The sequence below is a fragment of the Streptomyces sp. A 4/2 genome (assembly GCF_940670765.1).
Classification (GTDB): Bacteria; Actinomycetota; Actinomycetes; order Streptomycetales; family Streptomycetaceae; genus Streptomyces.
Map to the genome: position 1 here is coordinate 55,369 of NZ_CALNVW010000027.1, position 20,190 is coordinate 75,558.

26 protein-coding genes, 1 tRNA gene and 1 pseudogene are annotated in these 20,190 nt (G+C 69.7%); 11 read left to right on the forward strand and 17 right to left on the reverse strand.

The genetic code is table 11. From position 1 onward, the window contains the following. The first annotated feature begins 136 nt into the window (after positions 1–136). The gene (locus NBY69_RS20550) at positions 137–667 is read left to right on the forward strand and encodes a MarR family winged helix-turn-helix transcriptional regulator (protein WP_250302508.1); all 531 of its coding nucleotides are present in this window, start codon (positions 137–139) and stop codon (positions 665–667) included. Positions 668–707: 40 nt separating this feature from the next. Here NBY69_RS20550 and NBY69_RS20555 read toward each other — a convergent pair whose 3' ends face one another. After that, complete coding sequence (locus tag NBY69_RS20555) at positions 708–2,174, reverse strand: glycosyltransferase 87 family protein (protein ID WP_250302509.1); 1,467 nt, start codon at positions 2,172–2,174, stop codon at positions 708–710. 105 nt (positions 2,175–2,279) lie between these two features. Here NBY69_RS20555 and NBY69_RS20560 point away from each other — a divergent pair, with 105 nt between their 5' ends. Both NBY69_RS20560 and NBY69_RS20565 read left to right on the forward strand, forming a co-directional pair. Continuing rightward, positions 2,280–3,473 carry a molybdopterin-dependent oxidoreductase gene (locus tag NBY69_RS20560; protein WP_374211305.1) on the forward strand — a complete coding sequence of 398 codons (1,194 nt, stop codon included), beginning with the start codon at positions 2,280–2,282 and terminating at the stop codon, positions 3,471–3,473. Beyond that, the gene (locus NBY69_RS20565) at positions 3,473–3,937 is read left to right on the forward strand and encodes a hypothetical protein (RefSeq protein WP_250302511.1); all 465 of its coding nucleotides are present in this window, start codon (positions 3,473–3,475) and stop codon (positions 3,935–3,937) included. Before NBY69_RS20560 ends, NBY69_RS20565 begins: the two co-directional genes overlap by 1 nt. On the opposite strand, the gene NBY69_RS20570 is transcribed toward NBY69_RS20565, so the two are convergent. Genes NBY69_RS20570 through NBY69_RS20580 form a run of 3 tightly spaced genes read right to left on the reverse strand, consistent with a single transcriptional unit; the run spans position 3,919 to position 6,007 of the window. Next, a complete protein-coding gene (locus NBY69_RS20570) occupies positions 3,919–4,560 on the reverse strand; it encodes a bifunctional 2-polyprenyl-6-hydroxyphenol methylase/3-demethylubiquinol 3-O-methyltransferase UbiG (RefSeq protein ID WP_250302512.1) in 642 nt (213 codons plus the stop codon). The genes NBY69_RS20565 and NBY69_RS20570 overlap by 19 nt on opposite strands. Further along, positions 4,557–5,195 (reverse strand): DUF2064 domain-containing protein, encoded by a 639-nt coding sequence (locus NBY69_RS20575; RefSeq protein WP_250302513.1) that lies wholly within the window; start codon positions 5,193–5,195, stop codon positions 4,557–4,559. The genes NBY69_RS20570 and NBY69_RS20575 overlap by 4 nt, the downstream gene beginning before the upstream one ends. After that, positions 5,192–6,007 carry a glycosyltransferase family 2 protein gene (locus NBY69_RS20580; RefSeq protein WP_374211306.1) on the reverse strand — a complete coding sequence of 272 codons (816 nt, stop codon included), beginning with the start codon at positions 6,005–6,007 and terminating at the stop codon, positions 5,192–5,194. Before NBY69_RS20580 ends, NBY69_RS20575 begins: the two co-directional genes overlap by 4 nt. Positions 6,008–6,131: 124 nt before the next feature. Here NBY69_RS20580 and NBY69_RS20585 point away from each other — a divergent pair, with 124 nt between their 5' ends. Together NBY69_RS20585 and NBY69_RS20590 are read left to right on the forward strand one after the other, a co-directional pair. Next, positions 6,132–6,860: a response regulator transcription factor gene (locus tag NBY69_RS20585; protein WP_250302514.1), complete on the forward strand. Its 729-nt coding sequence runs from the start codon at positions 6,132–6,134 to the stop codon at positions 6,858–6,860. Further along, a complete protein-coding gene (locus tag NBY69_RS20590) occupies positions 6,853–7,965 on the forward strand; it encodes a sensor histidine kinase KdpD (protein ID WP_250302515.1) in 1,113 nt (370 codons plus the stop codon). The genes NBY69_RS20585 and NBY69_RS20590 overlap by 8 nt, the downstream gene beginning before the upstream one ends. A 136-nt stretch (positions 7,966–8,101) precedes the next feature. Here NBY69_RS20590 and NBY69_RS20595 read toward each other — a convergent pair whose 3' ends face one another. The 3 genes from NBY69_RS20595 to NBY69_RS20605 form a co-directional block, all read right to left on the reverse strand. Next, positions 8,102–9,154 (reverse strand): NAD(P)-dependent oxidoreductase, encoded by a 1,053-nt coding sequence (locus NBY69_RS20595; protein WP_250302516.1) that lies wholly within the window; start codon positions 9,152–9,154, stop codon positions 8,102–8,104. A gap of 239 nt (positions 9,155–9,393) precedes the next feature. Next, complete coding sequence (locus NBY69_RS20600) at positions 9,394–9,735, reverse strand: hypothetical protein (protein WP_250302517.1); 342 nt, start codon at positions 9,733–9,735, stop codon at positions 9,394–9,396. Between the two features lie 4 nt (positions 9,736–9,739). Next, entirely contained in the window at positions 9,740–10,285 is a 546-nt protein-coding gene (locus NBY69_RS20605; RefSeq protein ID WP_250302518.1) for an SMI1/KNR4 family protein, read from the reverse strand. Between the two features lie 637 nt (positions 10,286–10,922). On the opposite strand from NBY69_RS20605, the gene NBY69_RS20610 reads away from it, so the two are divergent. Further along, a complete protein-coding gene (locus tag NBY69_RS20610; protein WP_250302519.1) occupies positions 10,923–11,522 on the forward strand; it encodes a hypothetical protein in 600 nt (199 codons plus the stop codon). A gap of 352 nt (positions 11,523–11,874) precedes the next feature. On the opposite strand, the gene NBY69_RS20615 is transcribed toward NBY69_RS20610, so the two are convergent. From NBY69_RS20615 to NBY69_RS20630, 4 genes are all read right to left on the reverse strand, one after another. Continuing rightward, positions 11,875–12,546, reverse strand: a complete 672-nt coding sequence (locus NBY69_RS20615; RefSeq protein ID WP_250302520.1) for a nucleotidyl transferase AbiEii/AbiGii toxin family protein — start codon at positions 12,544–12,546, stop codon at positions 11,875–11,877. Continuing rightward, positions 12,543–12,890, reverse strand: coding sequence for a transcriptional regulator (locus NBY69_RS20620; protein ID WP_250302521.1), 348 nt, complete (start codon positions 12,888–12,890; stop codon positions 12,543–12,545). Before NBY69_RS20620 ends, NBY69_RS20615 begins: the two co-directional genes overlap by 4 nt. A gap of 521 nt (positions 12,891–13,411) precedes the next feature. Next, positions 13,412–13,915: a hypothetical protein gene (locus NBY69_RS20625; RefSeq protein WP_250302522.1), complete on the reverse strand. Its 504-nt coding sequence runs from the start codon at positions 13,913–13,915 to the stop codon at positions 13,412–13,414. Beyond that, positions 13,912–14,481 carry a SigE family RNA polymerase sigma factor gene (locus NBY69_RS20630; protein WP_284348769.1) on the reverse strand — a complete coding sequence of 190 codons (570 nt, stop codon included), beginning with the start codon at positions 14,479–14,481 and terminating at the stop codon, positions 13,912–13,914. Before NBY69_RS20630 ends, NBY69_RS20625 begins: the two co-directional genes overlap by 4 nt. A gap of 150 nt (positions 14,482–14,631) precedes the next feature. Here NBY69_RS20630 and NBY69_RS20635 point away from each other — a divergent pair, with 150 nt between their 5' ends. Further along, positions 14,632–14,934, forward strand: coding sequence for a hypothetical protein (locus NBY69_RS20635; RefSeq protein WP_250302523.1), 303 nt, complete (start codon positions 14,632–14,634; stop codon positions 14,932–14,934). A 100-nt stretch (positions 14,935–15,034) separates the two neighbouring features. Here the strand turns inward: NBY69_RS20635 and NBY69_RS20640 are convergent. Continuing rightward, positions 15,035–15,315, reverse strand: a pseudogene (locus NBY69_RS20640) (Tn3 family transposase); the annotation flags it as partial. A 269-nt stretch (positions 15,316–15,584) separates the two neighbouring features. Here NBY69_RS20640 and NBY69_RS20645 point away from each other — a divergent pair. Continuing rightward, entirely contained in the window at positions 15,585–16,013 is a 429-nt protein-coding gene (locus tag NBY69_RS20645) for a hypothetical protein (protein ID WP_250302524.1), read from the forward strand. A 176-nt stretch (positions 16,014–16,189) separates the two neighbouring features. Here the strand turns inward: NBY69_RS20645 and NBY69_RS20650 are convergent, their stop codons facing one another. Further along, positions 16,190–16,399: a hypothetical protein gene (locus NBY69_RS20650; RefSeq protein WP_250302525.1), complete on the reverse strand. Its 210-nt coding sequence runs from the start codon at positions 16,397–16,399 to the stop codon at positions 16,190–16,192. Positions 16,400–16,469: 70 nt separating this feature from the next. Here NBY69_RS20650 and NBY69_RS20655 point away from each other — a divergent pair, with 70 nt between their 5' ends. After that, the gene (locus NBY69_RS20655) at positions 16,470–16,667 is read left to right on the forward strand and encodes a hypothetical protein (RefSeq protein ID WP_250302526.1); all 198 of its coding nucleotides are present in this window, start codon (positions 16,470–16,472) and stop codon (positions 16,665–16,667) included. On the opposite strand, the gene NBY69_RS20660 is transcribed toward NBY69_RS20655, so the two are convergent. Next, positions 16,637–16,873: a hypothetical protein gene (locus tag NBY69_RS20660; protein ID WP_250302627.1), complete on the reverse strand. Its 237-nt coding sequence runs from the start codon at positions 16,871–16,873 to the stop codon at positions 16,637–16,639. The genes NBY69_RS20655 and NBY69_RS20660 overlap by 31 nt on opposite strands. Before the next feature lie 109 nt (positions 16,874–16,982). On the opposite strand from NBY69_RS20660, the gene NBY69_RS20665 reads away from it, so the two are divergent. Further along, positions 16,983–17,228, forward strand: a complete 246-nt coding sequence (locus NBY69_RS20665; RefSeq protein WP_250302527.1) for a hypothetical protein — start codon at positions 16,983–16,985, stop codon at positions 17,226–17,228. Positions 17,229–17,495: 267 nt separating this feature from the next. On the opposite strand, the gene NBY69_RS20670 is transcribed toward NBY69_RS20665, so the two are convergent. The 3 genes from NBY69_RS20670 to NBY69_RS20680 all read right to left on the reverse strand — a co-directional run bounded on the left by NBY69_RS20670 (position 17,496) and on the right by NBY69_RS20680 (position 19,067). Further along, a complete protein-coding gene (locus NBY69_RS20670) occupies positions 17,496–18,017 on the reverse strand; it encodes a TerD family protein (protein WP_250302528.1) in 522 nt (173 codons plus the stop codon). 447 nt (positions 18,018–18,464) lie between these two features. Beyond that, a complete protein-coding gene (locus NBY69_RS20675) occupies positions 18,465–18,620 on the reverse strand; it encodes a hypothetical protein (protein ID WP_250302529.1) in 156 nt (51 codons plus the stop codon). Between the two features lie 373 nt (positions 18,621–18,993). After that, positions 18,994–19,067, reverse strand: a tRNA-Gly gene (locus NBY69_RS20680). A 542-nt stretch (positions 19,068–19,609) separates the two neighbouring features. Between NBY69_RS20680 and dcd the strand changes: the two genes are divergently transcribed. Next, entirely contained in the window at positions 19,610–20,185 is a 576-nt protein-coding gene (dcd, locus tag NBY69_RS20685; RefSeq protein WP_250302530.1) for a dCTP deaminase, read from the forward strand. Positions 20,186–20,190 lie beyond the last annotated feature (5 nt).

Consider the following 20,190-nt stretch of genomic DNA (forward strand, 5'->3'; position numbering starts at 1 on the left):
GGCCCGGCGCTCGGCTCGACGCCGGGCCGGCTGCCGGTGCATGACGGCGCTGCCGTACTGCCGCTCCGCTACCGTGCACAGCACAGCGGGCCCGCCCCGAACGGGGCCCGGACGCCGCGCGGTAGAAGAAGGAACCATGACCGAGGACGCTCAGCCCGCGCCAGGCACGCCCGGCGTCGACGTCGACGCCGTGGCACGCGCGGTACTGACCTCGTCCCGTCTGCTGGTAGCCGTCTCGGCCCGCTCCCTCGCCGCGGTCGAGGACCGCGTCACCCTTGCCCAATTCCGGTTGCTGGTCGCCCTTTCGACGCACGGGACCGCCAAACTCGTCGTCCTCGCCGAGTTGCTCGGGGTCAACCCCTCGACCGCGATGCGCATGCTGGACCGGCTCATCACGGCAGGGCTCGCGGACCGCCGGATCAACCCGGAGAACCGGCGCGAGACGCTCCTCGGCCTCACCGACGCGGGGCGGCAGTTGGTGGAGGACGTCACGGCCCGGCGCCGCGGTGAAATCACCACCATCGTCGAGCGGCTCGCACCGGAACAGCGAGCCGCCCTGATCGAAGCGCTGACCGCGTTCGCCGAGGCCGGGGGCGAACCGGCCGCCACGGACAGCGTTTCCCTGTACCCCCTGGGCTGGTCCGGAACCCAGCCGGACACCCTCTGATCCAGCCGGACACCCTCTGATCCAGGGAGACGCACAGGGGTCAGGCGGTCGCGCCCGCGTCCGGTCCACCGGCTCCGGCGTCGGGCGGGACGGCGGTGGCGAGTCGGGCTGCCCGGGTGGCCGTCCGCCGCCGCCACGCCCAGCCGATGAGCACGGCGCCCGCGGCGATCGCGTACGCGGTGGTCCCGACATCGTCCGGGGTGTCGAAAGCGCGGCCGGTGACGTACCTGGTCGCGCCCGCCACGGCGACGCCCAGCCATTCCCAGCGGCCGTCGAGGGCCACCAGGGCGATCAGGAGCAGTGCGTACCACGAGTAGCCCGGGGTGAGCAGGAGGAACGCGGTCCCGGTGACCAACAGGGCGCCGCTCCAGGGGCGTTCGGGATCGCCGCGCCGGAGCACGTACCCGGTCACGAGGGCCAGGACGACGACCAGGACCGGGACGATCCATGCCTCGGGCAGGAACAGCCGGAGCAGCGCGTAGCGGTTGCGCGCTGCCGCGTCCTCGTAGCCCTCCTCCTCGACGTAGCCGCTCAGATAGCCGAAGACGGAGGAGTGGGAGGCGAGGGCGTACGGGAGGTAGGAGAGCGCGGTGACGGCGGCGGCGGGCACCAGCACCGTGGCGGCGTCGCGCACGCGGCGGACCCCGGAGAGCGCGCCGGGCAGGACCACCGCGGGCATGAGCTTGGTGGCGATCGCCGCGCCCACCAGCGCGCTGCCGGAGAGCCGGCGCCCGGCCGCCAGGAGACCGAGTCCGGCGACGGTGAACAGCACGCCCAGTACGTCGACATGGGCGTTGTTCACCGCCTCGATGGGTACGGCCGGACACCAGGCCCAGTACGCGACCCATCGTGGATCGCCGCGCCGCAGCCGCGTCAGGACCAGCAGGAGAGCTCCGGTCACGGCGACGGAGAGTGCCGCTCCGGCGATCTGGAAGACCTTCAACCGGGCGCCGTCCGGCGACGCCTGCTCGACACCGTAGAAGTACGCCTCGGCGACCGGGGGGTAAATGGTGTGCACGCCGGGGCGGTTGAGGAGGGTGCAGTGCGGGACGGCGCTGGGTGAGGGGACAGGTGCGCGGTCGGGGCCCCCGCAGGCCGTGCCGGTGGGGAAGAGCCAGCTGTCCCGGAGACCGGCCAGCGCGGTGTCCTGCGGTGCGTGGTCGTACGGAGAGATCCCGGCGGCCTGCACCCGGCCGTCCCAGGCGTAGCGGTAGGCGTCGGTGCTGGTGCGCGGTGGGGAGACGAGGCCCGTCGCCGCCACTGCGGCCGAACCCACGAGGACGAGGACGGCGGCCCGGCGCACCGGTACGTTGCGCAGAGCCCCTACGGCGGCTGCGAAGAGCAGCCAGGATGCCGCGTACCACCAGGACAGGCCGGCCGGGTCGTCGTAGTAGCCGTCGTAGCCGATGGTGAGCACCAGGGTGGCGGTGAGGGCCGCCAGGAGGACTCCGACCAGGACGATGCGGGAACGGGGCGTGCAGGGCCCGGCGGGGGGAGGGGTGATCACACCACCCAGCGTCGCAGCGGTGAGCGGCCGACAGCCGTCCGGCGGCCCCGGCGTCCGCGTTTCGTAAGGAGTCGCAGGGCCCGCACCGGGTGTCCGCGGAGTGTCATGGAGGACATGAAACGTCCGCCCGAGCCGCCCTCTCCGCCGCCTCCGTCCGCGCTGCCTTCCTCCCCGCTGCCTTCGTTCTCGGGCCGCCTGCACGATCCTCGTACGGCGGTCTCGGCCGGCCGGCTGCTCGGCGCGGCGGTCGGGATCTGTTTCGCCACGGGGGTGATCAGCCACTTTCTGCAGCATCCCCCCGGCTGGGCGGTGGACGTGCTGCCCAGCCGGCCGGTGTGGGGATACCGGTTCAGTCAGGGGGTGCACGTGGCGAGCGGCATCGCGGCGATCCCGCTGCTGCTCGTCAAGTTGTGGACGGTCTATCCGAGGCTGTTCGTGTGGCCGCCGGTGCGGTCGGTGCGGCACGGGCTGGAGCGCCTCTCGGTGGCGGTTCTGGTGGGGGCCACGACGTTCGAGCTGTTCAGCGGGCTGCTCAACACGGTCCAGTGGTACCCCTGGCCGTTCTCCTTCGTACCGGTGCACTTCGCGGTGGCCTGGCTGCTGGTGGGGGCTCTGCTGCTGCACGTAGCGGTGAAGTGGCCCGACATCACCGCCCATTGGCGGCGCACGTCGCAGGCGAGTGCCGCGCTTTCGGCGCAGGGCGACGGAGCGGACCGGCGGTCGCTGCTGCTGGGGCTCACAGCGGCGGTCGGCGCGGTCACGCTGACGACCGTGGGGCAGTCCTTCACGCCGTTGAAACGCTTCGACCTGCTCGCACCGCGCCACCCCGACCACGGTCCGCAGGGCCTCCCGGTCAACCGGACCGCCGCGGCGGCAGGGGTGCTGCCCGCGCTGAGCCGGGTGCGGGAGTGGCGCCTGGAGGTCACGGGGCCCCGTCCCTTCTCGCTGGACCTGGCGGCGCTCCGGGAGTTGGAGCAGCACGCGGTGGTGCTGCCCATCGCCTGTGTGGAGGGCTGGAGCAGGAGCGCGCACTGGAGCGGTGTGCGCATCAGGGATCTGCGGGAGCGTGCCGGGGCGCCCCCGGGTACGAGGCTGCGGGTCGTGTCGCTGGAACGGCACGGCGCGTACCGGGTCATGGAGATGGGCAGCGACTACGCCGACGATCCGCTGACGCTGCTCGCACTGCGCCTCGACGGACAGGTGCTCTCGCCTGATCACGGCTATCCGGCACGGATCATCGCGCCGAACCGGCCGGGCGTACTCCAGACCAAGTGGGTCTCCCGGCTGGAGGCGCTGTGATGTCCGGATACGCGCGGTGGGCGTCCGGGGTGCTCGGGGTGGCGCTGATGGGGGTCGGCGTGATGCTGGTCGTGGGGACCGGCGACATGGGGTCGGTGGCGGTGTGGCTGGCCGGGGCGATCGTGCTGCACGACGGGCTGATCGCTCCGCTGGTGCTGGGCGCGGGTCTGCTGTGGGGAGGCACCCGGGCGCGCGGGCCGGTGCGCGGGCCGGTACGCGGGCGGGTACGCGGGTCGGTACGGGGGCGGGTACGCGGACCGGTGCGCGGCGCATTCACCGTGGCGGGGTGCCTGACCATGGTCGCGTTGCCGGTCCTGCTGCGGCCGGGCACCCCCGCCAACTCCTCGGTGCTGCCGCTGGATTACGTCCGGGGATGGCTGCTGTCCCTGGGAGCGGTGGTGGTGGTCACGGGTGCGGTGATCGGCGTACGGGTGCTGCGGCGCGGTCAGCGCCTGCGCAGCTGAAGGAAGCTGCGCCCCGCCGTCTTCCACCGGTCCTCGGCCACCCAGCCGGTGGTCTCGGCATACCCGAGCAGGGCGCGGGTGCCGGCCCTCGCCCAGGGGAAGGCCGCGCCCCGGGCACCTCGGCCGTCGTCGACCCGGACGTCGACCCGTTCGTCGATGTCGTGGCCCGCGGCCTCGACGATCAACATCCCGTTGGGGCCGGTGAGTTCGGCGACGCGCACCAGCAGGGCGGCGGGGTCGCCACCGATGCCGACATTGCCGTCCATCAGCAGTGCCGTTCCCCAGCGGCCCTCACCCGGCAGCGGTGCGAAGACGGAGCGGCACAGTGCGGCCCCGCCCTCCTGGACCGTGCGGTCGACCGCTGCCTGGCTCACGTCGATGCCGAGCGTGGTGGTGCCCAGTGCGGCCAGTGCCGCGACGAGGCGCCCCGGTCCGCACCCGATGTCCAGCACCGAGCCCCGGCAGCGCGCCAGGACGGTGACGTCGGCGCTGTCGGGCGCCCCGCACCAGCGCTCCACGTCCAGCGGCAGCAGCCAGCCGTCGTCCCGCCGCAGGAAGAGCGGCCCCTGCCCCGCGCGCAGCGCGTCACGGTAGGGCTCGGCCCGCCAGGCCCGAACGCTCACCGTGCCACCACCCGGTCCGTCGCGAGCGCGGCATGAAGCGTGCCGAACCGGCTGTCCGGGACCTGTTCCGCTACCGCGACGGCATCGGCCGCGGTGTCCACGTCACGCAGCAGGGGCAGGTCACGCACCGTGAGCCCGGCGCCGACCAGCCGCTGCCGCTGGACCGTCCCGGTGTGCGCCGTCGACATCGGCACGCCGAGGAGGAGTTCCGGGTCGGGGGAGGCGAGCCCCAGCGCCCAGAAGCCGCCGTCGGCAGCCGGCCCGAACCAGGCGTCCGCCGTGGAGAAGTCCAGCCCCGTGGCGAGGAGCCGGGGGGTGACCTGAGGGGTGTCCATGCCGATCAGCAGGGCCGGTCCCGTCGTTCGGGAGAAGGCCGCGGCCAGCCGCTCGTCGAGGCCGCCCGCACTCTGCTCGACCACGTCGAAACCGGGTGGCACCCAGGGGCCCGGCGTTCCGGCCAGCACGAGGACCCGGCGGTGTGCCGGAGTGCCGAGCACCGCGTCGAGTGTGTCGGCGAGGGCCGCCCCGGCCAGCCGGGCCGCCTCCTGCGGGGTGAAGGGCGGGCAGAGCCGCGTTTTCACCCGGCCGGGCAGCGGCTCCTTGGCGATGACCAGGAGCGTGGTCCCGGACGTCATCCCGCCACCTCCCGCGGTGCTTCGGCGGGGACCTCGTGCTTGTCCTGCGGTGCCTCGGCGGGGACCTCGTGCTTGTCCCGCGGTGCCTCGGCGGGGACGTCGTGCTTGTCCTGCGGTGGTTCGGCGAGGACCCCGCGCATGTCCCGTACCGCCTGCCACGTGCCCCGCCAGGTGCCGGTGACCTTGGACTTCCCGGTACGCGGCAGATACGGCACCTCTCGCTCGGCCACCCGCCAGCCCGCATCGGCGGCCCGGACCACCATCTGCAGCGGGTATCCGCTGCGCCGGTCCGTGAGGCCGAGGCTCAGCAGCGCCGCGCGCCGGGCCGCCCGCATGGGCCCCAGATCATGCAGCCGCAGCCCGGTACGGCGGTGCAGCATCCGGGCGAGCGCCAGATTCCCGGCGCGGGCATGCGCGGGCCAGGCGCCTCTGCCCCGGGGACGCCGTCGGCCCAGTACGAGATCGGCTTCGCCCCCGGCCACCTGGGCGACGAAGGGGACCAGCAGCCCGGGGTCGAGCGAGGCGTCGCAGTCGCAGAAGCAGACGATGTCCGCGTCCGAGGCCAGCAGCCCCGCGTGACAGGCGGCACCGAACCCCCGGCGGCTCTCGGCCACCACCGTCGCGCCCAGCGAGCGCGCCACGTCCGCCGAACCGTCGGCCGAACCGTTGTCGACCACGATCGCCCGCCAGCCGGGCGGGATCCGCTCCAGTACCCAGGGCAGAGCCGCCGCCTCGTCGAGGCAGGGCAGGACCACGTCCACGGACACCGCGGAAGGGGTCCGGTCCGTCGCGGAGATGCTCACATCGGTCACGGGATCACCGTACGAACCCGGCGCGGACAATCGGGGTCCCGAGTCCTTACGAAACGCGGACGTCGACGCCTGCGGTGCCGGTATACGGGCGGGCACGGCGCCGGACGGTGCGAGGCTGGGGGACATGGAGAAGCTGGGGGACATGGAGAAAGCGATGACCGTTCTGGTCGTGGACGACGACCCGACCGTCTCCGAGGTGGTCACCGGCTACCTGGAGCGCGCGGGCTTCACCGTGGACCGCGCCGCCGACGGTCGGGCGGCACTCGACGCCGCCGAGCGGCGCCGGCCCGACCTGGTCGTCCTCGATCTGATGCTGCCGGGGACCGACGGACTCCAGGTGTGCAGGCAACTGCGCGCCAGAGGCCCCGTACCGGTCATCATGCTCACCGCACGCAGTGACGAGGAGGAGCGCATCCTGGGCCTCGAAGTGGGCGCCGACGACTACGTCACCAAGCCCTTCAGCCCCCGGGAACTGGTGCTGCGCGTCGAATCCGTGCTGCGCCGCGCTCCCCGGACACCGCAGCCGGGACCGCTGCTGCACGCCGCGGACCTGGAGGTCGAGACGGCGGCCCGCCGGGCCACCAAGGCCGGCCGGGATCTCGCGCTCACCCTGCGGGAGTTCGACCTGCTCACCTATTTCCTCCAGCACCCCGGGCAGGTCTGCGGCCGGGAGCAGCTGATGCGCGACGTCTGGGGCTGGGACTTCGGAGATCTCTCTACGGTCACCGTCCATGTACGGAGGCTGCGCGGCAAGGTCGAGGACGATCCCGCCCGGCCACGGCTGATCCAGACCGTCTGGGGCGTCGGCTACCGCTTCGACCCCGTCCCCGGAGGCCCTGAGCCCCATGCGTGACATCTTCCTCATCGCCCTCTACGCCTTCCTCGGCGCGGCCGGCGCCGGCCTGCTCGGTGCGCTGGCCCTGCACCTGCTGCGGCGGCGCTCGATCGCCGGCTCCCTTGCCGTCGTCGCCGCGGTGGCGGTTGCCGCGATGCTGGCCGGGACCCTTGCCGTGGCACGGGCGATGTTCCTGTCCTCCCACGACCTCACCGTGGTGACCCTGGTCGTGGCCATGGCGGCGGTCGTCTCCCTGGCCACCGCGCTTCTCCTGGGCCGCCGGGTGGTGATCGGAGCTCGTGAACTCGTCGTCGCGGCAAGGGAGTTCGGGCAGGGCGGCAGGTTCACGGCGCCCGTCGGCCCGGCCCCCGCGGAACTGGCGGCGCTCAGCAGGGAACTGGCCGCCACCAGCGCACGCCTCGCCGCGTCCCGTGAGCGGGAGCGCGCTCTGGAGGCGTCCCGGCGCGAACTCGTCGCCTGGATCTCGCACGACCTGCGCACCCCCCTGGCCGGACTGCGTGCCATGTCCGAGGCGCTGGAGGACGGGGTGGTGGCGGACCCGATCCGCTACCACCGCCGGATGCGTACCGAGGTGGACCGCCTCAACGCCATGGTCGGCGACCTCTTCGAGCTCTCCCGTATCCACGCCGGGGCCCTGACCCTGAACCCGGCCCGTGTCTCCGTGTACGACCTCATCGGCGACGCACTCGCGGGTGCCGACCCGCTGGCGAGGGAGCACGGGGTGGTACTGGTCGGAGACCGCGTGGACACGGTCCCGGTGGAGGTCGACGGCAAGGAGATGACCCGGGTGCTGGCCAACCTCCTGGTCAACGCGATCCGGCACACCCCGGCCGACGGCACCGTCGCCGTCTCCGCCGAGCACCGGTCCGGCTCCGTGGTCCTCTCCGTCACCGACGGCTGCGGCGGCATCGCCCCCGACGACCTGCCCAGGGTCTTCGACACCGGATGGCGCGGCACCGTGGCCCGTACGCCCCCGGCCGGGGCCGGTCTCGGGCTGGCGATCGTGCGGGGCATCGTCGAGGCGCACGCGGGCCGGGCCGATGTGCGCAATGTGCCGGGCGGCTGCTGCTTCGAGGTCACCCTCCCCGCTGCGACGGCATAGACCGCCTCGGGCGTCACCGTCCCCGCCCCGACGGCGCGGACCGCCCGCCGCGTCACACGCCCCGCCGCGGCGGCATGGACCGCGCTCGGGCGAGGCATCACGCTCCCCGCCCCGACGGCGCGGACCGCCCGCCGCGTCACACGCCCCGCAACTCGCTCACCGCGAACTCGGCCATGCCCTCCGTGAAGCCCGTCGCCGGACGCCAGCCCAGCTCGGCGCGCAGCCGTGAGGAGTCGGCCGTGACATGCCGTACGTCTCCCAGCCTGAACTCCCCGGTCACGACGGGCGACTTGCCGCTGTGCGCGGCCGCGAGCGCGGACGCCATCTCGCCCACCGTGTGCGGATCTCCGCTCCCCACGTTGTACGCCGTGAGCTCGCCGCCCTCCCGGCTGCCGAGTGCCTCCAGGGCCACCACGTTGGCCGTGGCCACATCCCGTACGTGCACGAAGTCCCGGCGCTGGCCGCCGTCTTCGAAGACCCGGGGTGCTTCACCCCTGGCCAGCGCCGAGCGGAACAGCGAGGCGACTCCGGCATAGGGGGTGTCGCGCGGCATGCCGGGGCCGTAGACGTTGTGATAGCGCAGCGAGACCGCCCGGCCGCCCGTGGTGCGCGCCCAGGCCGCCGCCAGATGTTCCTGGGCCAGCTTGGTGGTGGCGTACACATTCCGGGGATCGGCCGGCGCTTCCTCCGCCACGAGCCCCGGCGCCAGTTCCACACCGCAGCGCGGGCACAGGGGCTCGAACCGCCCGGCCTCCAGGTCACCTGCCCTGCGCGGCCCCGGCCGTACCGTGCCGTGGACCGTGCAGTCGTACCGCCCCTCGCCGTACACGACCATCGACCCGGCGAGGACCAGCCGCTCCACCCGCACGTCGGCCATCGCGGCGAGCAGCACGGCCGTACCGAGGTCGTTGCAGCCGACGTACGCGGGCGCGTCCGCGAAATCCTTGCCCAGCCCCACCATGGCCGCCTGATGACAGACCGCGTCCACCCCGCGCAGCGCCTGACGCACCAGCTCCGGATCCCGCACGTCGCCGTGGATCCACTCCACGCCCGCGGGCCGTGGCGGCGGGCTCCGGTGCGCGGCGGGAAGCAAGGCGTCCAGCACGATCGGCGTGTGGTTCCGGAGGGCCAACTGCTCGACGATGCGGGAGCCGATGAAGCCCGCGCCGCCGGTCACAAGTACGCGCATGACGCCCACGTTAGAGGGCACCTGCCGGTCCGGAGCCCGAGGAAAGGGGTGTGTCATACCTCCGTAAGAACTCCTCGGCGCCGTGTCGGCTCCGGCCGTCGACCGCCGTGAGGACGTGCCGCGGGAAGCGGTACGAGCCACAGCGGGAGGCGGAACGGTGCAGGGCACGGTGCCCCCGTCCAACCCGGCGCGGCTCATCAACGAGCTCCGTGTCCTCGCTGATAACGGTGACGGCATCCCTATTGCGTCGCGTCGCAACTCTCGCAGCGGCTCACAGCCGCCCGTTCGAGGTTGCCCTGGGTGGCGCGGAGCGGGTGGGAGGGCGCAAGACGACGCCATGCCCCGGGTGAGGGAGTGATCACCCAGCCGTAGCGGGGTGGCCGGATGTCGGCAGGCTCGATGTGCGTGCAGCCGGGAAGGTGGGCCTTGCCGCTGGCGTGGACGATGATCGCAGCCGCCGGCCAGTCGTCCCAGTCGCTGGTGGGTGTGCTGCCGCGGGGTGCGCTGCCGCTGGGTTCGCGCGGAGCGCAGTCTGCGCAGTTGTGCATTTCGTGGCGTTCGCAGTACTGCATGGCGTTCACCCTGTCAGGTTTCGAGCTGTCGCTCGGTGCGGTCGAGCCAACTCCGGTACCAGTGCGCGAAGTCGTGCCCGGTCGGCTCGATCCCTCGGTCCATCGGTCGCAGGTCCTCCCAGATGGCACCTCGGTGCGGGCCCGTCATCACCAGGAGCGACACATAGCCGCATCCCTGCTCGCTGAGGAACACCGCGCCCGCCTCCTGCGCGTCGTACAGCTCGTCGTAGCGTGCGTCCCAGGCCGTGTACGCGCGGCGGAACTCCTCGTCGGCCGCAAAGGCGTCCTTCTCGGGTTCCTGGGCCTCCAGCGCGGCAAGTTCACCCTGCAACGCCTCGGCCACGAAGGGCCGTCCGGCGAACGCGGCGGTGGTCGGCTGTGCGGAGAAGGTGAGCCCGATGCCGCGCCATTGCCAGCCGCCCTCGCTCAAGGCCGGTGTCATCAGGCCGTAGTCGGGACCGGCACCCCCTCCTGCGACATGGAGGAGAAAGCTTCGGTACTGCGCGGGCAGCCCCACGCCCAGGTCCGCCTCCAGCGCCTGGAGCTGCCCCTCGCTCATGACTGGACCGAGGCGAAAGCCATGCCCCTGTGCCCCGAAAACTCTTTCTGCTCCGGGGTGTTCGGCGAGCCGGAGCACCCGCTCCCGCACTCCCGTCCACGTGTCCTCACTCATGGGTACACGCTAGGACGACGTGCCCGTACCGGCACGGAATTTACCGTGCAGCACGAGTGCCCGGAGCGTTCCCGAGGCGTTCCCGGAGCGTGATGGCGTCGACGGCCAGGCGGTTGTCGAGCGCATCCAGCCCGGTGGCGGCGCCGGGCTTCGCGAACACCTGGGTGGTTGCGGTAGCGCAGATGTGGTCCCCATGCCGTTGCCGGGGGCCGTGGCAAGGGTGAGAACTTACCGCCGAATCGCCGCAGTGGCGACGCAAGACCAGCATTTCGGGCAAATGCCAGGGCGATTCGGCCTCTCGAAGCCGGCCCTGGTACCCAGCCGCTTCGTTTCCGAAAGGATGACTGAAGCGAGTGGATAAGCTCTTGAATGCCGCAGTATTTCGCTGCGCTTGCGCGTTTCGCGGCTGACACAGAAGGGTCCTTCTGCCCTTCCTCCGGCGGGAATTGGGCGGGAGCTGATGATCGTTTTCGTGGTAGAGTTTCAGTGAATTCACAGGACGCCGCGAAAAAAGGGGAATGGCGTGAATACCGAGAAGGTTACGGCTCGACGTCTTACGGCCGAAGAGGTTTCGGAGTTGGGCCCCCAGGACGGAATCTTCGTCTCGGCGGAGATGAATGGCCTCCCTCTCGACTGCTACGCCCCGGCTTTCCTCACGGAGCCGGGTAAGAATTTTGAAGGAGGGTCCTTCACTGCAAGGACGATCTTTGGTGAGAAAATTCATGTTCTCCCGGAAAATGCTGAAGAGCGTGGGATCTGGATTTCCGACAAGGCGGGGGAGGAAATCGAGGTTCTCCAGAGTGCCGGTGTCCTCCTGAACCTCGCACTCTTCGTTCCTGACGGGAGCAAGGAATCTCTGGAGTCGCTCTACACCGCTGCCCGGGACGCCTTCGGCGCGGGGATCGTTCAGCGTTGGAGCGAGGAAGTCGTCGCGGTTCCGGATGTCAAGGTCGACCTGTTCGAGGAGCCGGCCCGGGGGCGGAAGAACACGAACGGCCAGAACCGTGACCGCCGCGCCTTGGACATCTACCCGACCCGCGTGCGATTCCTGGAGCCCAGCGACGGCTGGAAGTTCGTCGTCGAACCGCACAAGGAGGTCGTCGATGACACACCGACGATCTGACCTGATGGCAGGTTAGCCCCGATTTTTCGCGAGAGCCCGTCAGCATGCTGACGGGCTCCTGCGTTTGCCGAGGCCCGATCGAATTTTGTCCCGCGAACACGCGGAGGGCGCACCGACCTCGAAGTGATCTAGACACCAAGGAAGCCCCGGGCTACTGGCCTGGGGCTTTTGTATGGAGCAAGTGACGGGAATCGAACCCGCGCTCTGCCCTTGGGAATCACCGGTTCTCGTGCAGCCGAAGTGGCTCCGGCTGCATGTTTGTTGGAGTGAGAGAAGCTGGCATGGTCTCTGGGGCATGGCAACCGGGAGGGGAGAGCCCGCGACGCTTGTCGAGCGGGTGGCGGTCATGTACTCAGTCTTCCTGTGGAATCTCCAACTCCTGGAGCCGTTCCCCGATGTCGTCGGCCCATGTCTGTGCCCACTGTCGAAGCTCGGTGATTGCTTGTTCGTCGAGCCCGTACGCGGCGAATTCGGTGTCGTCGATCCAGTCGGCTCCGCCCAGTCGCGCTTGAAGCTCACTGAGATCGAACGAGTCGCGGGCATGGCGCCGACCGAGTTCTTCGAGTTCGACGGGGTTCCAGTGGTCCATAGCGGCCTTGACGTCGATCAGGTCTCTGGCGAGTCCGCGGTCGGCCAGTGCGCGAACCTTGGTGCCGACGACATCCTCAAGAGACAGCACCAAGCCGTGTTCGGTGTGTACAGGGGGTCGCCAGAGGGCTTCCTTGAGGATGTCGACCTCGCACTCTTCACGGCTGGCGGGATCGGTGACGACAAGACGCGCGGACAGTGGATCCGTCTCCAGCGCTTTGACGTGCCATCCGCGTTGCTCCAGGCCGGTGCGCACCACAGAAGCAATGTCCTCCATGCGATCCGGGTTCTCGGTTGCGACGTCGAGGTCCTGGCTGAGCCGGTTCACCAGCCCGTGCGCTTGGACCGCGTAGCCACCTGTAAGAGCCAAGGGGTAAGCACCGCCTACCGCCAGTACGTCAGCGAGCAGACGCCGGTGCAGATCTGTGAGGTTCACGCAGCGGTCCGGGTACCGGGAGCCAGCTCGTGGAAGGTGTGCTCCCAGACCTCGCGGATATCGCGACTGATCAGTGTGCGAAGAGCGGGCCACATGGTGGTGACAAGGTCGCGGTTGAGGTACTGGATCAGGTCGTCGTGCTGGCCTTCGGCCAGGACGATGCGGTAGTAGCTCATCCGGAGCCGGGGCTGGTCGAGGTCGAATGTGGTCAGTCCCGACCACGCCAGGTGGAGCGGAAGACTCACTGCGCCGTGGTCGGGGCCGGAAAGCTCGGACAGCGCTGCGGGCAGGCGCCGAGCGAATTTGGCCCGGCGGAGATCAGAAAGACTGGGCGGTGATGCCATGTGTCGATTATCCAGGAAGGGACCGCGACCAGGTGCCCGATTCCGGGAGAGTCAGGGCGCGCTGAGGGCACGAAGTCGCGTGAATGGTCTAGACAACAAAGAAGCCCCGGGCCACTGGACTGGGGCTTCTTCGTGGAGCGAGTTCCGGGAATTGAACCCGCGCTCTGCCCTTGGGAATCAAGGTGTGGTAGGAGCCCAAATACCTTCTGACCTGGGCGTATCTCTCGCAGATCAGTGATCGGCCGAGAGTTTCTGGCCCTGTGGCTACCGCTGTTTGCCGCTCCGAAGGGCACGCATGGGGCGCGCGAGAGCGATGTGAGGCGTGCCGACGACCGTAGGCCTGCCTGGCCGCGATCAGGCGTGCTGCGTGGGAGCCGTAGGCGTGTGCCGCCTGTTGTGCGTGCGCGATGCCCTGACGCACTCGATCCCAGGGTGGCCGCGTGGTGGAATGCAGGGGGGCGGTGGCCCCGGTTCCGACGGGGCCACCACTCTCTGTCCTACGTCTGTCGGTTTCGCCAGGATCAGCGGTAGCAGGTGGTCACGAGAACCGTGTCACCCGCGTGGACGACCGTCGGGGCATGCGGCGAGAGCGAGACCACCGCGTCCTCCGGCTTCACGCAGTCGGCCTTCTGGACCCGGGTGAACGTGGGCGTGAGGCCGAAATGGACGAGCGTCGCCCTGGCCCTCGCCGCACTCACGCCGGCCAGCCGCTCCGTGGCGGTCCCGCCGTCGCTGGTGCGGACGAGCAAGGTGGTGCTGCCGGTGGCTGCGGCTGCGGCGGCCGGCCGCGAAGTGTCCGAATCGCTGCCGACGGCGCCGACCGCCAGGGCGGTGCCCGCGCCGGCCACGACGAGGGCGGTGGCGATGCCCGCGATGGCCGTGGCCCGCTTGCGACGAGCCCCGCGCGCGATGGTGGCCGTATCGAAGTGCGGCGTCCGGGTGGTGTTCACGAAGTCGTTCATGGCATTCACCAGTTCCTGCTCGAAGGATGTACAGCCGGAAGGCGGCGAATCGTGTGGACTCATCGGATTCCCTCCGTGGGCTGCGGTGTTGAAGGGTTGGAGAGTGCGGGGAACTGGCCTCTGAGCTTGTCCATACCGCGAGCGAGCTGGGACCGCACGGTGCCTGGCGAGATCTTCAGGTCGACCGCTATCTCGTCATCCGACAGGTCATGGAAGTACCGAAGTACCACGACCGTCCGCATGCGCATCGGCAGACCCTGGAGGGCCCGGACCAACTGGTCCCTCGTGTCCACCCGCCCGTACTGGTCCCCGGGGGCGGCACGGTCGCCGCCGTCCTGATGCGGGACCATGCGGCGGAACCTCCGCCACCGGTCGTTGGCCAGGTTCACCATGATCCGCCGCACGTACGCCTCCGGAGAGTCCTTGGCGGCGATGGTGCGCCACTTGCGGCAGGCCCGCTCCAGGGTCTCCTGGACCAGGTCCTCCGCGGCCTCGTGGTTCCCCGTCAAGACGAGGGCACCTCGGAACAGCACGGCCGACCGGGCGACGACAAAGCCGTGGAAGTCGTTCTGCGACTCGGCCGTTCCGGGCGTGCTGATTCCGATACGGACATCGTGCTCGGTTGCCAGGTCCACATCCCCATCCCTTCCTGTCACCCCTCCTCGACGGGAAAGTGCTCCCGTTTGCTGCACGCCCATCGTGAGACCTGCGTCACACCGCGGGCAGTCGGAAGGAACGGCCCCGACGACGTCCCGAGCAAGGAAGACCTCGTCCTGCACATGGCCGACGCTGCGTTCGGCGAGGAGTCCTACCGCGCGGACGCCCCCGAGGACTGGCGTACACGCATCGAGCTGGGTGGCCGGACCCTGTGGAGCCTGTACCGGAAGCACCCGTGGCTGGCCCAGCTCGGCTTCCTCACACGCCCATTGCTCGTGCCCAATCTGATGGTCCACGGCGAGTGGATGCTGGGAGCCTTCGAGGACGGCTACGACCTGCGTCTCGACGCGCTCTTCGAATTCGGCCTCAAGGCACTCCTCGACGGCCTGACTTCCATCGTCGAAGGTCAGGAAGCTGTCGCGTAGACACATGAACGAGTTCATCGAGGACCGGACCCACATGCCCCTTCGCGTTATCGGGGCACCCGCCGGCGACGGGGCGGATACGACCGGAGATCACCCGCGTTCATGGTCCCGGCCAGAACAAGCGCTTCACTCCCCGTCGGCGGAATCCGGATTGCGCAGGGGCCGCAGGCCGCCAGGCAGGTTCGGGGAGCTGGAAGGAGTACCGGCCGAGCATGTTGATGTGATGGTTTGTACAAACGGCGAGAGGCGGGCCACGTCCTCGTTCCGGACCTCGAACCCGTCCGCGCGGAGCTGGGTGACAGCGGCATCCATGTAGCGGGTGTTGAACGGCACGAGGGCATTGAGGACCAGTCCGAGGGCGCCGATCTGGTCCTCCATGCCGCCCTGTTCCGATCCCCAGAACCCTGGAGAACCGAAGGTGAACGGTAAGAGCAGCAGCTCGGCCTCCCCCATCGCCGCAGTCGAGTGGGAGATCGACGACGTCGCCGGAACCTCGCTGGGGCACCACAGGCACCTCGCCCGAATCGGCAAAATCCTCTACTCGGAGATCGATTCGGGGGCTAGGGTCGCCGGATGCCAACTCGCCTCCATGGCAGTCCACTTGGGCGAATCAGCCGCCGGCGAGTGCAATCGATGTAAGGATCACCGCAATGAAGAAGCGCCATGTGCTTGCCAGCGCCGCCGGTGCGGCCGTTCTGGCAGTGCTCCCCCTGGCCAGCACCGCCTCCGCGGCCGACTACACCGTGACTTACACGTCCGGGCCGCACACCGGCGACACGTGCACCTGGAGCAACAGTTGTGCCGGTTCGGCATCGTTCGTCCATGCCGGCGACCACCTGCTGGTCTGGGACAACGCTGCCGACGGGCATTCCGTGGTGGTGGAGTACGAGCGCTCCGATGTGGGCGGCAGCGACTACATACGCGACTGGAACTCCTACGGCAAGTACGCCAAGCTCGACGTCAACATGAACCTCCCCGAGGACGGATGGATCACCTACCGCGTCTGCCTGGGCGAGTACGGCAGTCGCACCGTCCTTAGAGACACTTGCTCCTCCTTCCTCTGGGAATCCGCCAAGTGATCACCGCACCATGACCGCCACGCCCCCGGCGGCAGAGGCTGTACCAGCCTCTGCCGCCGGGGGGCGCCGCCGTTCGCCTGCACACGCCGGTTGGTCGCGCGGCGCCACCAGGTGGCCCGCCGGCCAGGACGTGGCCACGCCCGCCGACCTCTCGGCCGCCGACTTCGGTCAGGCCCCTACCACTGGGGGCGCAACTGGACACATTCCGCGTCGATCTGGGCGAGGAGATCGGTGTCGTTGTCGGCGGCAGGGCGCTGCAAGCGTTCCAGTAGGTCCCGGTGCAGGTGCAGCGCGTCATCGCTGCCGTGGCCACCGGCTCCGGTGCACTGGTGGCCGAGGTCGGCGGCAGCGTCTGGTGCCTGTTTCCGTGGGTCGCTGTCGGCCACGTCCGTGGTGTCGACCTCAGCTACTCCCAGGCCTCGGGTGTCGGCGTTCGTGCACGGCTATCGGTCCGTGGTGCCCATTGAGGCGCTCGCGCTGGTGGACGGTGTACGTCGCCTGTGGTGGAAGCGGATGACGGACTTCTGGCAGCTGGAGTTCCACTACGACCGCGGTGACTTCTCCTGCGACGAGCTGTTCAGCGCGGATGAGGCGCTGCTCCACTGGTGGACTGATCGACTCGGTCAGGTCGAGGACGCCTTCGTCGCGGGGTAGATGCCCAGGGCTTGGAGGGCGGGCAGGCGCGGACGGACGAAACCCGCGGAGTGCTGCCGGGCCTGCTCCCCGCCCAAGAGGTCCATGTTGGCGAGTTTGCGCAGGTGGAGCACGGTAGCGAGGACCCGGTCAGCTGAGGTGAGCTTGGCTTTTGCGCCCGTGTCCGGTGCGACCAGACGCTCGTGACCACGACGTGAGCGGGCCACTTCCTCGCGTTGCACCTCCAGCGCGGGGGTGCCCCTATGTGTTCGGTCAAGGGGCGACGGTCAGTAAGTTCGTGTGGTCGAAGGTGAGTGCCAAGGGGTTGGGGGGCGCATGAGCGAGAGCCAGATCACGATCAAGCTCACGAGCGATCAGGCATTGGTGTTGTCGGACTGGCTGGAGAAGCTCCAGATGACGGACCTCAGTCGTGTCATCGACGATCCGGCCGTGTGGTCGCCGATCCATCGAATCGCCGGGACGTTGGACACGACGCTTCCTGAGTTGTTCGCGGAGGACTATGGCCGGCGGCTTGAGGCTGCTCGTCAGCGGCTTCGGGCGGAGAACGACTGGGCGAGTTGAACTCCTCAGCTGATCACGGGGCCCTGCGACTTTGGTCAAGGGGTTGGGGTGGGTCGAGGTTCGTAGAAGGTGCCGTCGCGGAGCATTGCGAACAGGGCGTCGGTCCGGTGGCGGGCCGCCCTATCCCGCCGCACCCCGTCCGCGGTGCGTACTCGCAGATCCGGGCGGGGTGCGGTGGTGGCAGCGGGAGCTCCGCTCAACCCCACTGCGCCGGGGCGTCATCACCGCTTCGAGAACGCGGCGCATGCCCGTTCACGTCAGGCGCCGTCACTCGCCGACGGTGCCCATCTCCGCCATGAAGTCCACCGGATTGCTGTCGAAGCCGCGGAGCATCTCGCGCAGCTCCCAGCCCGCGGAGCCGTTCCGGGTGAACTCCGCGACAGTCGCGGCAGTGGACCCCGCAAGCTGCGCGAAGTCGTCCGCGAGGAGTTCCCGGTACCGCTTGACGACGACCACACCGGGGTTCGCGATCTCGCCGAAGGTGAGAGGCCCGGCGTTCTGGTGGATCGCCACCCCCACCACCACCCGGCCGTAGTCGGACGGTATCCGGTCGAACTCCAGGACCATCACTTCATCGAAGCCGAGGCCCTGGCCGGACTCGCTGTGCCGGCTCATGGTGATGGTGCCGTCCGGGGCACGGCTCTCGGTGTGGACGACGTACACCGGCCGCCCACGGGGTTCGTCGGCGGAGTAGACCGCGCCGATGATGTCCAGATGGTGCGGTGCCTCCCCCAGCGGGCTCGGATCCCACCGGAGCCTTACCTCGACCTTGCCCAGTTCGCCGTTCACACCGTCTTCCCCCTTGTCGCGTCGCCGCGGGAGATCCCCGGCGTCATCAAGTATGGCCGCTCACGCTGCTCTTGGTGCAAGGCCGGCGCAGGATGGCCGAGGGCTCCGGCAGCCCCAGCTGTGCTCCCGGGGCTGCCGGAGCGGGCGTTCCGTTCCGCGTGGACGCTCACTTCGGCCACCTTCGTCGGCTTGATGCTCCGCGACGAAGTCCGTGCCCGGGAGCCTGAAGTCGTCCGGAACACGCAGACCGAACCGGCCCAGCATGTACTTCAGGAAGTCCACCACGCTGGGGATGGTCACCTCCCGGATTTCGTCCAAGCCTGGCACCGGGACCGCGGTGGGAGGCACGTCCACGGCCACCGATCGTGCGGACACGAGACTGTCCCGCATCAGAACGGCCTGGAGGACAGCGGCACGGTACTCATCCTCGAACCTGAAGGTGACCGGTCACGCCCTGTCGATCAGGAGCACATGCAGGAGGTCGTGCTTCAGCACCCTGTCCTTCACTCTCCCGCACGGCAGGAAATAGGTGATGCCGAAGGTAGGCGGTGCCTCCATCGACGACTCCAGCACGTCCAGAACGCTCGGATCCGCTTCCACCATGCAGACAGGGAAAGAGGGAACCCCGGAAGCGTCAAGCATCGCCCGACGAATCACGCCGCGCCTGGCTGCCCGCCCGCCCACCGCCTCGCCCTGGCCACCGAACCTCCGAGACATGACCGGCCGGACAAGTCGCCAGTCGGCCGACGCTGCGATTTGCGGATGGAACGGCACGACTACGTCGGCGCCGAGTGACGCAGGCCACAGAAAGTGCGTATCGATGTATGAGACGTGACGCCGTCAAGTCGCCCGAGGGGTCCGATGGAACGCCATTGACCAGTGCATTTCCCGCAGTTGGGGCACGCGGAGGGCACAGCACCGCTTGAGTGGTCTAGACAACAAAGAAGCCCCAGGCTGCTGACCTGAGGCTAAATGTTGGAGCGAGTGACGGGAATCGAACCCGCGCTCTGAGCTTGGGAAGCTCATGTTCTACCATTAAACTACACTCGCGCAGCGATCTCCCCGAAGGGATCCGCACCGCAGTCACTCTACCCCATGCTCTCCCGCCTGCCCGGCCCCCCGGCGTCCGCGCCGTGGGGCCTCCGTGTTGTCCGGGCGCGCCGGTCGGACGTGGTCCCGGGCGCGCTTCCCGGGTGGGGGTCCGGAGGGGGATCCGGGTGCCGGGCGCGGAAGTTGGGGCGTAGCGTGGGCGACCGGAGTGCCGGTTGCGGCGGTGTCCTGTACATCCCCTAATGTGGTGTTTTCTCTCGTCCACGCTTGATGGGGAAGGGACTTGATGGGTCCGATGGAACGCACCGTCGTCCGCTGTGCCGAAGGGCATGTCTTCAGTACCGCCACGTTCCCGTTGCAGCAGCTCGGGGCCGACCGGATCGGGCCGGGCCGGCTCATCCGGTGTCCGCGCTGTGCGCGGTTGCGGCATGCCGTACCGGTGGGGGCGGAGCAGCAGTAGCAGGAGAGTGGCGCCGCCCGGGGGCGGGGCGCGCGGGCCGTCCGATTGGGGGTGGACCGCGCGGTCCCCGTATCCTCGGGGCGTGCTTCTCTCAGACAAGGACATCCGGGCCGAGATCGACGCCGGACGCGTGCGCATCGATCCGTACGACGAATACATGGTGCAGCCCTCCAGCATCGATGTGCGGCTCGACCGCTACTTCCGGGTGTTCGAGAACCACCGCTACCCCCACATCGACCCCGCCGTCGAGCAGGCGGATCTGACCCGCACGGTCGAGCCGGAGGGGGACGAGGCGTTCATCCTGCACCCCGGTGAGTTCGTGCTGGCCTCCACGTACGAGGTCGTCACCCTCCCCGACGACATCGCGTCCCGCCTCGAAGGCAAGTCCAGCCTCGGGCGGCTGGGGCTGGTGACGCACTCCACCGCCGGGTTCATCGACCCCGGTTTCTCCGGGCACGTCACACTCGAACTCTCGAACGTGGCGACGCTCCCGATGAAGCTCTGGCCGGGGATGAAGATCGGACAGCTGTGCATGTTCCGGCTGTCCTCGCCCGCCGAGCACCCGTACGGCAGTGAGCGGTACGGCTCCCGCTACCAGGGGCAGCGCGGGCCGACGGCTTCGCGGTCCTTCCTCAACTTCCATCGGACCCAGGTGTGATTCAG